This is a genomic window from Micromonospora sp. NPDC050695, from assembly GCF_040654415.1.
Taxonomy (GTDB): Bacteria; Actinomycetota; Actinomycetes; order Mycobacteriales; family Micromonosporaceae; genus Micromonospora.
In genome coordinates this window covers 57,324-69,411 of sequence record NZ_JBFAHZ010000019.1, presented here as the reverse complement: position 1 = coordinate 69,411, position 12,088 = coordinate 57,324, and the positions used below count along the sequence as shown (strand labels likewise).

The following is a 12,088-nucleotide window of genomic DNA, read 5'->3' as shown; positions in this document are numbered from 1 at the left end:
TGCTACATCTCCTTGGCGATCGTGGCTAATAGGTCGGCCGATCGGTCCGCGTCGAGCGACAGACCTTCGAGCGCTCTCCACCTCACAGAGTACGCCGCAACCTCTGCTGGCTTGTCGAGATATAAAGCGCCTGTCAGTGACTCGCTGTATACGGTCGTGGGCTCCGGCGTTCGAATTCCGATCGTTGGAAATTCCAGCATGACGAAACCACCGCCGGTCAAGGCGTAGTTGGGCGGCGCGTCCCGGGGCACGATGCGGATCGTCGCGACCTCGGCGGCCACCTGGTTGTGAAGGTGGCTGAGCTGGTCCGCCATGCCAGGGAACGACCTGCGCAACACGCCTTCGTCCACAATGACCTCCAGGCGCGGAGGCTCCGGGTGTCTCCGCTTGAGGATCTTCTGGCGCTCCATGCGAAGCTCGACCAGGCGTCCGACCTCCTGCTCCTCCAGCTCCGGGTGCGACCGAAGCAGGTGTTCGGCGTAGGCCCGCGTCTGAAGCAGCCCGGGAAGCGAGTCCGGCTCCCAGTGCCGCAGGCGCGACGCCGCTGACTCCATCCCGACGTACAGCTCAAACCAGGTCGGCAAGGTGTCGCCGTAGGCGTGCCACCAGCCGTTTGCCTTGGTCTCAGCGGCCAGCGCGATCAGCGCCGACGTCATCTCGGCGGACATGCCGTACAGCACGCACATGGCCGTTACGTCGCGGGCCTTGACCGCTGAGCCGCCGCCTTCGATCCGGTACATGGTGGACCGGGACCACTCCAGCGCCTCGCCGGCAGCTTCCAAGGACAGCCCGGCCTCTTCGCGGCCCTGCTTCAGATACCGCCCGAGTTGCCTGCGCGGTATGGACGACCCCGCATGGGTTATGCGGCCCCCTTGTCTCAGATTGAAGCAATCCGTCCATCGAACCTGCGACTGATTCTCGATGGTTCGCAGGAATGGGACAACCACCATGACATGTGTCAACGTAAATCATTGCACGATCACGCTCGGCGACAGAGAGTGTCCTCAAGGCGAACTTGCTCGACAGTGAATCGGCTGCCGCGGGCTCGCCCCGGGGCCGCTCTGCCTCCCCCGTGGTGGAGCGGCCCGCTCCCAGGGTTCGGGGTCCGGGTCGTGGAGGGGACGAGTAGGTCGCGGCCCGGACTCCCTCGGCAGGCAGGAGGGGCGCGATGCTCAGCGATGACGACGCCGACCTGACCCTTCCACGGCACAGGCCGCATCGGTCGAGGCGCTTCCCCGGTGGTCGGAAGTGTGCGTGCCCCTCCTGCCGCACCGCCCGCAAGCCGAAGCGTGCGACCAGCGCGCCTGAGCGGCCGATCACCGGCATCAGCTCGTCGCCAGTCCCCCGGATGCCGCCACCCTTCGATCACCTCTGGAACGCCCCGACGCAGATCAATTGGACGCTGGCCGCCGAGCTGGTGACCCGCAGGCAGGAGATGACGCATGAGCAGCCTCAGCAATCAGGCCGCCCCACCTCTCAAGGGGCCGGCGCCGAACCGACCTCGGGTCACTCGGGACGAGCAGAAGCCGCACACCCCGCTTCGCCCTATGTGGTTCTGCCGGGTGGACGGTCAGCACTGGCCCTGCGCCGAGGCCAAGCTCCGGCTGAGGCTTGAGTTCGAGGACAACGCGCCCGGACTGTCCATCTACCTGGCGGGCATGTTCTACGAGGCGACCAAGGACTTGTACCACCTGAACCCTCACGATGGGCCGACCCCGCAGGCGCTGTACGAGCGCTTCGTTGCGTGGGGGCCATACCGGAAGTCCGCCGCCGAGCCCTCCGAGGGGGCCGACGACGCGTAGATTCCGGCCGCCCCGATACGCCCGGCCTGGTCGCCTCCCGTGGAAAGCAGACGACCAGGCCGGGGTGAAGGTGCGCCACCGGCGCGGGGACCGCATCCCCGCAGGCAGTACACCGAAAGGAGATCGTCTCATGACGATCAAGAATCCGCTCGACCTGTACGAGGTCGACACCACCGGCGTCAACCTCCGGAAGCTCTGCGGAGGCGGCATCACCAACACGATGGAGAGCTGCGTCGCCGCCGCCATCCTGCCCGGCAGCGAGGACGCCATCATCCTTGGCGACTCGAAGCTGGGTGCCGACTCGCCGACCCTGCGGTTCAGCCGCGGCGAGCTGGACAACTTCTTCGCCGCGTACCAGGCCGGCGAAATCGTCTGATCGACCAGGGCTGGCCGCGCACGATGCGCGGCCAGCCCGCCTTTAGGGGGGAACAATGGCGCTGGTGACGCATCACTGGCACGCTTACGAGCCGTGGATTGGTCCACACCAGTTCTTCGGGCGGGAGCATGACCCGGAGCGGCGGCCCGGTCCAACTCCTGGCGACCTCGGAACGGCTGCGTTCATCCGCGCATCGACGCCGCCGCTGGAGAACGGCCACTACCTGCTGCGACGCGAGACAACACGGGAGCGGACGTGGACCGACGTACAGGGCGCGCTCGACTGGCTTACTAGCACCTACGCCCAACAGCCACCCGACGCCACGCTCAGCTACGTAGACCCGGCGGCACGACTGGAGCACTCCCGGACAGGTCTAGAGGGCGGCAGCGACGCCATCTGGCACTACACCGTGAGCCTGAGCGCCAACCGGGTTGTCGTGTACGCGGTCATCTGTTGCCCGCACCGCCACCACACCAGGACGCCTTGCCCCCTCCCGCCGAACTGACCTTCGACACTGGGAGAAGCACATGTCCCTCGAAATGATTCTCGGCCCCGAGGCTGCCAACGCCATTCCCGGCGAATGGCCCGAGCACCCGTACACACTGAGGCTCCCGAGCGGCAGCCCACTCGGGCGGGTGGTCAACGCGCAGACGATCCGAGGTTTCCTCGACGCCGGCTGCGCACCGAGCAACTACGTGAACGTGTTCCACAAGGGCGAAGGGCTGCACCCGGCCCGCTTCACCGCCGACGATCGGGTTGCGCCAGCCTCCGTACAGCTCTTGCTCGACCAGGGCTGCACCATCCAGCTCCGCGAGCTGAATCGCTGGTTCCCGCCCTTGAGCGCAATCTGTGCGAGCATCCAGGCAGAGACCGGCTATCCGGGGTACGTCACGGCTTTCATCACCCCGCCCAGCAAGCAGGGTCTTGACTACCACTGGGACCAGTACCTCGGGATCGTGGTGCAACTCCAGGGGACGAAGACGTGGGAGCTGTTCAATCCCAAGGTCGACGCGCCCTACCGCGACCACTCCATGTCGACGAACCTGTGGCAGGACGACTGGGTCAAGCAGTGGCAGGAGGACGGCCCGTACCAGACGGTCGAGCTGACCCCCGGCGACATCCTCATGCTGCCGCGAGGCTGGGTGCACAACCCGCACTCGCGCAACTCCGTCGAGACTAGCGTGCACCTGACCTTCGTACTGAAGGAGCGCGTACCGCTGTGGGTGGCCGAGCGACTGATTAGCAGTGCAATCAACGATCCCCGGTTCCGCACCGTCATTCCGCCATCAGAGCTTGGCCCCGACCGGATGCCGGCAACCGTCGAGGACACGCGTTCGCTGATGATCGACTACCTCGCCGGCCTGAACGTCGAGGAGATGTCGGGGGCGCTGCGGCGCGCTGCTCAGCAGGAAACCAGCCACGCCACGCTGTGACTACCGCGCAAGGCCCCCGGCGCCGACTGGCTGGGGGCCTTGCCGCGTCTCTACACTTCCAGCTACTTCCACCTCGGCACCGGCACGATCCGACCGGGCGCGAACTTCTCTCCCGGCATGACGACGATGTGGGTCACGAGCGCCAGCAGGGCCTCACGCCTTCCAGCAGGAGTGAACGGCCCGAGTCAATCGCTCCCGCCGAGCCCGGTCCGGTGACGCGGGAGACAGGGCGGCTGCGGCAGGTGAGATCGGCGCGGAAGCGGGAAGGTCCCGATCGGTACGCGCCGGCAGAGCCGACCCCGATCCGGTCGGACGACCCGGATGACACCAACGGCGACGTACGCTTGTCGAACTGTGTCGACCAGGGGGTGTGGGTGCGAACTCGGACAGCCGTGGCAGGCGGAGTGGCGCTCATCCTCATCGCCGTGATCGGAATCTGGCTCGTCGTGCAGCAGGCCGGCGACCGTCTCCAGTTGCCCCTGGCGCGCAAGTGCACCGTCCAGGCCGACGGCCGGGTGGCGTTGGACGCCGACCAGATGGCCAACGCGGCGACCATCGCGGCGATCGGGGCGCAGCGCGGCATGCCCGAGCGGGCCGTCGTGGTCGCACTGGCCACCGCGTACCAGGAGTCGGGGCTGCGCAACCTCGCCGACGGCGACCGCGACTCGGTCGGACTGTTCCAGCAGCGGCCGAGTCAGGGGTGGGGCACCGAGGCGCAGATCCGCGACCCGCGGTACGCGGCGAAACGCTTCTACGCGGCGCTGAAGAAGGTGCGCGGCTGGGAGGAGATGCGGGTCACCGACGCCGCCCAGCGGGTGCAGCGCTCGGCGTTCCCCGAGGCGTACCAGAAGTGGGCCGACGAGTCCGAGGTGCTCAGCAGGGCGCTGCTGGGCGAGGCCACCAGCGCCGTCGCCTGCACCGTGGGGCGTACCCCGGTGATGCGTGGCGCGGCCGCCGCCGCGCAGCTGACCCGCAACCTGAAGTTGGACTGGGGGTTGTCGGGCGCCGACCCGGGCGACCAGATCGGCCTGACGGTGCCCGCGGCCGACCAGCGTGACGGCTGGCGGTACGCGCACTGGCTGGTCTCGCACGCCCAGGACCACGGGGTGAAGCGGGTCCGTTTCGGCGACCTGGAGTGGACCGCCCGGGACGGCACCTGGGGGCCGGTCGACGGCGAGCGGGGCCCGGTCGGGCAGGTGCTGGCGGAGGTCTTCGCCGAGGGGTGAGGCGCCCGGATCTCGCATGTAACCGGCAGTCACCGCACAATCGGGCATTACACCGCAGGACGCCCAATTGATCAGGACCTCGTTTGTCAGCCGCGACCGGCGAGCCGGCGGCGGGCCTTCTCCCGGATCCGCTCCGGCAGGTCCTCCGCGTCGAGCAGCCGGGGCAGCAACTCCGGCTCCAGGGTGGTCGCCCGGAACACCTCGCCGATGGTGACCCCGTGCGCGGGACGCTCCACCACCTCGACCGGGTCGCCGGCGCCCACCTCACCCTCGCGCAGCACCCGCAGGTACGCCCCCGGGCTGGCGCGGACCGTGAAGCGCCGGATCAGGTCCGGCACCCCCCAGAAGCCGGCGAACGTCGTGCACGGGGTGCGCGGAATCGTCACCTGGAGCAGTGCCGTGCCGACCGCCCACTGCTCGCCGATGACCGCCCCGGTCACGTCCACCGCGTAGGTGGTCAGGTTCTCGCCGAAGCCCCCCGAACGGATCGTCCGGCCGATCTCGGCCGACCACCACGCGGCGTCCTCCTCGGCGTACGCGTAGACGGCCTGGTCCGCCCCACCGTGCACGGGCCGCTCGCCGATGAAGTCGCCGGCGAGACCCTCGACGAGCACCGGCACCGGCCCGTCGACCGGCCGCTTGTCGATGCCGGTACGACCGCTCGCGTCGCCGGCCCACTCCGCCTCGGTCACGATCCCGAGGTTCACCGCTGCCACCCTGCCCGTCATGACGGTCAGCCTAACGGCGGGGCAGCACTCAGCCCTTGACTGCGCCGGCGACGAGGCCGGAGACCATCCGTCGCTGCACCAGCAGGAAGAAGATGATGACCGGCAGCGTGAACAGGGTGGAGGCGGCCATGACCGGTCCCCAGTTGGTGTCGTCGCGGCCGAAGAAGAAGGTCATCGCCACCGGCAGCGTGTAGCGACCCTGGTCGTTGATGAACGTCAACGCGAAGATCAGCTCGTTCCACGCGGTGATGAAGGAGAAGATGCTGGTGGCGACCAGGCCGGGCGCGACCAGCGGGAACAGCACCCGCCGGAACGTCTGGGCCCGGCTGGCGCCGTCGATCGCCGCCGCCTCCTCCAACTCCTTGGGCACCGCGGCGACGAAGCCGCGCAGCATCCAGACCGCGAACGGCAGCGAGAAGCCGAGGTACGTGAGGATCAGGCTGGGCAGGGTGTTGTAGAGCCCCAGCCGCTGGATCATCAGGAACAGTGGGATGACAAGCGCCTCCAGCGGAATCATCTGCACCACGAGCAGCATGATCAGGAAGCTGGTCCGCAGCCTGAAGCGGAACCGGGCCACCGCCGTCGCCGCGAGCAGGGCGACCAGGCCGCTGAGCACCACCGTCGAGATCGCGACGATCGCGCTGTTGAGGAAGAAGTCGAGGAAGCTCACACCCGGGATCAGGTTGCCGGTCAGGATCTCCCGGTAGTGCGCCAACGTCGGGTGGGCCGGCACCGGCTGCGGGGTCGACGAGAAGATCTCGCTGCTCGGCTTCAGCGAGGTGGAGATCATCCAGTAGACCGGGAACGCCGCGAAGAGCGCGACCAGCAGCCCGGCGACGTTGAGGGCGACCTTCTTCACGACTCGTCCTCCTGCCTGAGCACCATCCGTACGTAGAAGCCGGTCACCACGAGCAGGATCAGCGTGAGGATCACCGCGATGGCCGCGCCGAGCCCGTACTTCGGCGGCGGCGAGAAGGCTTCGGCGTACGAGTAGATGGAGAGCATGAACGTGGGCCGGTCCTGGGTGCCGCCGGCCAGCACGAACTGCTGGGTGAAGACCTTGAAGTCCCAGATCGTGGAGAGCACGATCAGGATCCCGAAGACCGGGCGCAACAGCGGGAACGTGATCTTCCAGAAGACCCGCCACGGGCTGGCGCCGTCCACCCGGGCCGCCTCGTGCAACTCACTCGGCACGCTCTTCAGGCCGGCGAGCACGCTCACCGCGATGAACGGGAACGAGTGCCACACCACCACCAGGGTGAGGATGGCGAAGAACAGCAGCGGCGAGTTGAACCAGCCGTAACCCGTCCAGTCGCTACGACCGAACAGGGCGTTGGACAGCCCGTCCGGCAGCGCGTTGAACAGCCACGTGACCAGGCCGCTCGTGTCGTCGAAAATCCACTTCCAGACGATCGTGCCGGTCAGCGCCGGGGTGGCCCAGGCGAGCATCACGCAACTGGCCACGAAGGTCGCCATCTTGCGACCGAGCCGGTTCAGCAGCAGCCCGACGAGGGTGCCGAGGACCATGGTGAGCAGCACGTTGGCCGCGGCGAACAGGACCGTGTTGCGCAGCACGGTCAGGAAGAACGGGTCGGAGAGGATGTCGGCGTAGTTGCCGAGCCCCACCCACGGCCACTCCCGGTCGCCGCGCAACTGCCGGACGCTGTTGAGGCGGTAGAAGGACATCGTCACCACCTGGCCGAGCGGCCAGAGCAGCAACACCCCGATGATCACCAGTGCGGGCAGGAGCAGCAGGTAGGGCAGGCGGTCCACCCGGCGACGCCGCCGCGCGGGGGTCTCCCGCGCGGCGGCGTTCTCCGGCACCTCGGTCAGCGTGGTCACTTGGCGTTGAGGATGCTTTCCATCTCGGCGGCCGCGTCGGCGGTGGCCTTCTCGACCGTCTTCTGACCCTTCATGACCGAGCTGTTCATCGCCTGGGTCACCGTCTTCGTCCGGCTGACCTCCACCCACTTCGGGGTGAGCGGCGTGAGCTTGGTGTTCTGCATGGTGGTGGCGAACGCCGCCATCACCTTGTCGTTGGCGTACGTGTCACCGGCGACCAGATCCTGGTAGACCGGGAAGAAGCCGAGGCTGCTCGCGAAGCTCTGCGAGTTCTTCTTGTTCAGCAGCACGGTCAGGTAGTCCCAGGCCAGGTCCTGACGCTCGCTGTCCTTCCAGATCGCCACGTCCGAGCCGCCCGCGAAACCGGGCGCGGCCTTGCCGTCCGGGCCGGGGATCGGGAACGTGCCCCAGACCTTCTCGATCTCGGGGTTGTCCTTCTTGATGGCACCCTGCTGCCAGCTGCCGGCGAACGCCATCGCGGCCTTGCCGGTGGCGAACTGCGTGCGCGCGTCGATCTCGTTCCACCCGGCGGCGGCCGGCGGGGCCACCTTGTGCACGGTCACCAGGTCGGTCCAGTACTTGACGGCCCGCTGCGCCTCCGGCGTCGTGTAGCCGGACTTCCAGGTGCCGCCCTGGTTGCTGGCGATCTCGCCGCCGGCGCCCCAGAGGAAGGAGTAGAAGGGCAGCTCGGAGTTGCCCGGCAGCGCGATGCCGTAGGTGCCCGGCTTCTTCGCCTGCACGGTCTTGGCCGCGGTCACCAGCTCGTCCCACGTCTTCGGCGGCTGCACGCCGGCCTCGGCGAACCAGTCGGTGCGGTAGTAGATGGCCCGCACGCCCGCGTACCACGGCACGCCGTACTGCTTGCCGTCGAGCTGCGCGTTGCGCACCAGGTCGGGCAGCAGATCCTTGCTGTCGGCCCAGCCGCCCATCCGCCCGCTCACGTCGGCGAGCGCCTCCTGGGCCGCCCAGCCCTGGGTCTCGGTGTTGCCCAGCTCGGTGATGTCCGGCCCCTCGCCCCCGGCGAGCGCGGCCTGGAACTTCTTGGGCGCCTCGAGCCAGGGAATGTACTGCACCACCACGTCGGTGTCGGGGTGCTTCTGGCGGAACTCGGTTTCGACCCCGTCGAGGAAGGCGTTCTGCGCCTCGCCGCCCTCGCCCATCATCCAGACCGTGAGCTTGCTGTCGTCGGCAGCCTCGTCACCGGAGCCCCCGCAACCGGTCAGCACCATCGCGGCCGAGGCCACCATGGCGGTGACCGGGGCCAGCCGCTTCCACCTGTTCACGCCACTTCTCCCCTCGCGCCGCCTGGAACTAACCTTCTCCGCCGCACCTTAGTACGAAGAATTCCTTTACGACAGTGGGAGGTGTCGCGACCGTACCGCAGCAGCCCGAGCGGTGACGCCGCGACATCGGGCCGAAGTCGGGCACTCCAGCACGAAAAAGCGCCCGGCCGATGGCCGGACGCTCTTTCCATGCAGTGCGATGCAACCAGGTGATACCGGGTTGTTATCGGGTGACGCTGCGGCGACGACCCACACCGGCCACCAGCGCGACCGCGATGGCCGCCAGGACGACCTGCACCAGCAGCTCCGTCCAGTCGATGCCGGCGGTCTCGGTCGCGATACCCATCGCCCGCGCCAGCACCGTGCCCAGCAGGGCGGCGCCCACACCGATCAGCAGGTGCAGCCAGATCGGCATGTTCTGCCGGCCCGGAACGACCAGGCGGCCGAGCGCGCCGACGATGAGACCAACAACGATCGCAGTGATGATGCCCCACACGGTGAGCTCCACGGTCGCCCTCCTTCTAAGAATGTCTGACACACGATGTGTGTGCTTCCTGTCGTGACCGCTAAGTGCCCGACCGGCGGAAAATCCAAACCGACTTTGTCCACCAGACGATCACGACTTGGCCTACCTGGGCAGGTTCCGCGCTCCCCGCCCGCCCACGATCGCGGTGGCCCGCCCAAGATCGCGCTCGAACATGGAAGTAGTGGCCTCGTCTGCCCACCGAGGCCACTACTTCATGGGTCCAGCACGATCATGAGCGCGCCCGCGGGGCCGAGGCTCTCGTCGGCCACCGCCCTCCCGTACGGCCGATCCTGGGCGGCCTATCCCGGGCGGCCCGGCAGGCGGGGCGCACGGGCAGGAACGCCGATGGGCGCCCGACCTGTCGGTCGGGCGCCCATCGAAGTGTCGCGGTGGTACGGGGTGTTGCGGGTGTCAGTGGGTGACGCTGCGACGGCGACCCACACCGGCCACCAGCGCGACCGCGATGGCCGCGACGACGACCTGCACCAGCAGCTCGCCCCAGTCGATGCCGTTGGTCTCGGTGGCGATGCCGATGGCCCGGGCCAGGACGGTGCCCAGCAGGGCGGCGCCCACACCGATCAGCATGTGCAGCCACATGGGCATGTTCTGCCGACCCGGGACGACCAGGCGGCCGAGCGCGCCGACGATGAGACCAACAACGAGCGCAGTGATGATGCCCCACACGGTGAGCTCCACGGTCGCCCTCCTTCAACGAATGTCTGACACACGGTGTGTGTGCTTCCTGTCGTGGCGGCTAAGTGCCCGGCCGGCCAAAAATCCAAACCGACTCACGTCAGGCGACAGTGTCAGACGTCGATGCTCGGAGGGTGCGTCGGTTGGTGCCCGGGCGCGTCCCCACAGGTAGGAGGCCATCTCGTCGGGCCTTGGATCCCCGACAGGTGCCGGAAAAATTCCTCCACGGGCCGCCGGTTCAGAGCCGACGCACCGGTGCCGGGGTCACTTCTTTCCGGCGGCCTTGCCGTCACCGGAGTCGGACGACAGGGCGGCGATGAACGCCTCCTGCGGCACCTCGACCCGGCCGACCATCTTCATCCGCTTCTTGCCTTCCTTCTGCTTCTCCAGCAGCTTGCGCTTACGGCTGATGTCACCGCCGTAGCACTTCGCGAGCACGTCCTTGCGGATCGCGCGGATGGTCTCCCGGGCGATGACCCGGCTGCCGATGGCCGCCTGGATCGGCACCTCGAACTGCTGGCGCGGGATGAGGGTACGCAGCTTGGCGGCGATGGTGACGCCGTAGTTGTACGCCTTGTCCTTGTGCACGATGGCGCTGAACGCGTCGACCGGCTCGCCGTGCAGCAGGATGTCCACCTTCACCAGGTCGGACGCCTGCTCGCCGGAGGGCTCGTAGTCCAGCGACGCGTACCCCTTGGTACGGCTCTTCAACTGGTCGAAGAAGTCGTAGATGATCTCCGCGAGGGGCAGCGTGTAGCGCAGTTCCACCCGGTCGGCGGACAGGTAGTCCATGCCGAGCAGGGTGCCGCGCCGGCCCTGGCACAGCTCCATCACGGCACCCACGTAGTCGTTGGGCGTCAGGACGGTGGCCCGTACGACCGGCTCGTACACCTCGGCGATCTTGCCGGTGGGGTACTCGCTGGGGTTGGTCACGACGATCTCGGCGCCGTCGTCGGTGATCGCCCGGTACACCACGTTGGGCGCGGTGGAGATCAGGTCGAGGTTGTACTCGCGCTCCAGGCGCTCCCGGATGATCTCCAGGTGGAGCAGGCCGAGGAAGCCGCAGCGGAAGCCGAAACCGAGCGCGCCGGAGGTCTCCGGCTCGTAGTCCAGGGCCGCGTCGTTGAGCTTGAGCTTGTCCAGTGCCTCGCGCAGGTTCGGGTAGTCGGACCCGTCGATCGGGTAGAGGCCGGAGTAGACCATCGGCTTCGGGTCCTTGTAGCCACCCAGCGGCTCGGCGGCCGGCCGGCTGTTGATGGTGACCGTGTCACCGACCCGGGACTGCCGGACGTCCTTCACGCCGGTGATCAGGTAGCCGACCTCGCCGACGCCGAGCGCCTCGGCCTTCACCATCTCCGGCGAGATGACGCCGATCTCCAGCAGCTCGTGCACCGCGCCGGTGGACATCATCTTGATCCGGTCGCGGGCGCTGATCCGGCCGTCGATGACGCGGACGTACGTGACGACGCCGCGGTACACGTCGTACACCGAATCGAAGATCATCGCCCGGGCGGGCGCCTCGGCGTCGCCGACCGGCGGGATGAACTGCCGGACGATCTCGTCGAGCAGGTGTGGCACGCCCTCGCCGGTCTTGCCGGAGACCCGGATGCAGTCGGCGGGGTCACCGCCGATGAGGTGGGCCAGCTCCTCGGCGTACTTCTCCGGCTGGGCGGCCGGCAGGTCGATCTTGTTGAGCACCGGGATGATGCGCAGGTCGTTCTCGAGGGCCAGGTAGAGGTTCGCCAGGGTCTGCGCCTCGATGCCCTGCGCGGCGTCGACCAGCAGCACGGCCCCCTCGCAGGCGGCCAGCGACCGGGACACCTCGTAGGTGAAGTCGACGTGCCCCGGGGTGTCGATCATGTTGAGCACCGCGTGCTCACCGGCCCGCTCGCCCTCGCGGATGGTCCACGGCATGCGAACGGCCTGGCTCTTGATGGTGATGCCGCGCTCGCGCTCGATGTCCATCCGGTCCAGGTACTGGGCGCGCATCTGCCGCGGGTCGACCACGCCGGTGAGCTGCAGCATCCGGTCGGCCAGGGTCGACTTCCCGTGGTCGATGTGGGCGATGATGCCGAAGTTCCGGATGCGACCGGGGTCGGTGGCACCAGGGGCGTTCGCGCCGGGATCGAGCTTCGGTGGCACAGCGGTCCGTTCTGGTCGGCTGACGTGAACAGGCCGG

General features: G+C 68.2%; 13 protein-coding genes. 5 read left to right on the top strand and 8 right to left on the bottom strand.

Translation table 11 applies throughout. The features are described from left to right. Positions 1–2: 2 nt before the first annotated feature. The gene (locus AB0H52_RS17100) at positions 3–863 is read right to left on the bottom strand and encodes a helix-turn-helix transcriptional regulator (protein WP_151488691.1); all 861 of its coding nucleotides are present in this window, start codon (positions 861–863) and stop codon (positions 3–5) included. 579 nt (positions 864–1,442) lie between these two features. On the opposite strand from AB0H52_RS17100, the gene AB0H52_RS17095 reads away from it, so the two are divergent. From AB0H52_RS17095 to AB0H52_RS17075, 5 genes are all read left to right on the top strand, one after another. After that, complete coding sequence (locus AB0H52_RS17095) at positions 1,443–1,802, top strand: hypothetical protein (protein ID WP_357948397.1); 360 nt, start codon at positions 1,443–1,445, stop codon at positions 1,800–1,802. A 130-nt stretch (positions 1,803–1,932) separates the two neighbouring features. Then, entirely contained in the window at positions 1,933–2,178 is a 246-nt protein-coding gene (locus tag AB0H52_RS17090; RefSeq protein WP_151488693.1) for a DUF397 domain-containing protein, read from the top strand. 55 nt (positions 2,179–2,233) lie between these two features. Then, positions 2,234–2,683, top strand: a complete 450-nt coding sequence (locus AB0H52_RS17085) for a hypothetical protein (RefSeq protein ID WP_357948394.1) — start codon at positions 2,234–2,236, stop codon at positions 2,681–2,683. A 22-nt stretch (positions 2,684–2,705) separates the two neighbouring features. Further along, positions 2,706–3,611 (top strand): cupin domain-containing protein, encoded by a 906-nt coding sequence (locus AB0H52_RS17080; RefSeq protein WP_357948391.1) that lies wholly within the window; start codon positions 2,706–2,708, stop codon positions 3,609–3,611. Positions 3,612–3,979: 368 nt separating this feature from the next. Beyond that, positions 3,980–4,837, top strand: a complete 858-nt coding sequence (locus AB0H52_RS17075; RefSeq protein ID WP_357948388.1) for a hypothetical protein — start codon at positions 3,980–3,982, stop codon at positions 4,835–4,837. A gap of 86 nt (positions 4,838–4,923) precedes the next feature. Here the strand turns inward: AB0H52_RS17075 and AB0H52_RS17070 are convergent, their stop codons facing one another. The 7 genes from AB0H52_RS17070 to lepA form a co-directional block, all read right to left on the bottom strand. After that, positions 4,924–5,565: an MOSC domain-containing protein gene (locus AB0H52_RS17070; protein WP_151488696.1), complete on the bottom strand. Its 642-nt coding sequence runs from the start codon at positions 5,563–5,565 to the stop codon at positions 4,924–4,926. 28 nt (positions 5,566–5,593) lie between these two features. Next, positions 5,594–6,424 carry a carbohydrate ABC transporter permease gene (locus AB0H52_RS17065; RefSeq protein WP_151488697.1) on the bottom strand — a complete coding sequence of 277 codons (831 nt, stop codon included), beginning with the start codon at positions 6,422–6,424 and terminating at the stop codon, positions 5,594–5,596. Then, positions 6,421–7,407 carry a sugar ABC transporter permease gene (locus tag AB0H52_RS17060; protein ID WP_151488698.1) on the bottom strand — a complete coding sequence of 329 codons (987 nt, stop codon included), beginning with the start codon at positions 7,405–7,407 and terminating at the stop codon, positions 6,421–6,423. Before AB0H52_RS17060 ends, AB0H52_RS17065 begins: the two co-directional genes overlap by 4 nt. After that, positions 7,404–8,690, bottom strand: coding sequence for a sugar ABC transporter substrate-binding protein (locus tag AB0H52_RS17055; RefSeq protein ID WP_151488699.1), 1,287 nt, complete (start codon positions 8,688–8,690; stop codon positions 7,404–7,406). Before AB0H52_RS17055 ends, AB0H52_RS17060 begins: the two co-directional genes overlap by 4 nt. Positions 8,691–8,913: 223 nt before the next feature. Beyond that, positions 8,914–9,198 (bottom strand): GlsB/YeaQ/YmgE family stress response membrane protein, encoded by a 285-nt coding sequence (locus tag AB0H52_RS17050; protein WP_151488700.1) that lies wholly within the window; start codon positions 9,196–9,198, stop codon positions 8,914–8,916. A gap of 429 nt (positions 9,199–9,627) precedes the next feature. After that, positions 9,628–9,912 carry a GlsB/YeaQ/YmgE family stress response membrane protein gene (locus AB0H52_RS17045; RefSeq protein WP_151488701.1) on the bottom strand — a complete coding sequence of 95 codons (285 nt, stop codon included), beginning with the start codon at positions 9,910–9,912 and terminating at the stop codon, positions 9,628–9,630. A gap of 261 nt (positions 9,913–10,173) precedes the next feature. After that, positions 10,174–12,051 carry a translation elongation factor 4 gene (gene lepA / locus AB0H52_RS17040; protein ID WP_151488702.1) on the bottom strand — a complete coding sequence of 626 codons (1,878 nt, stop codon included), beginning with the start codon at positions 12,049–12,051 and terminating at the stop codon, positions 10,174–10,176. Between the last annotated feature and the right edge of the window lie 37 nt (positions 12,052–12,088).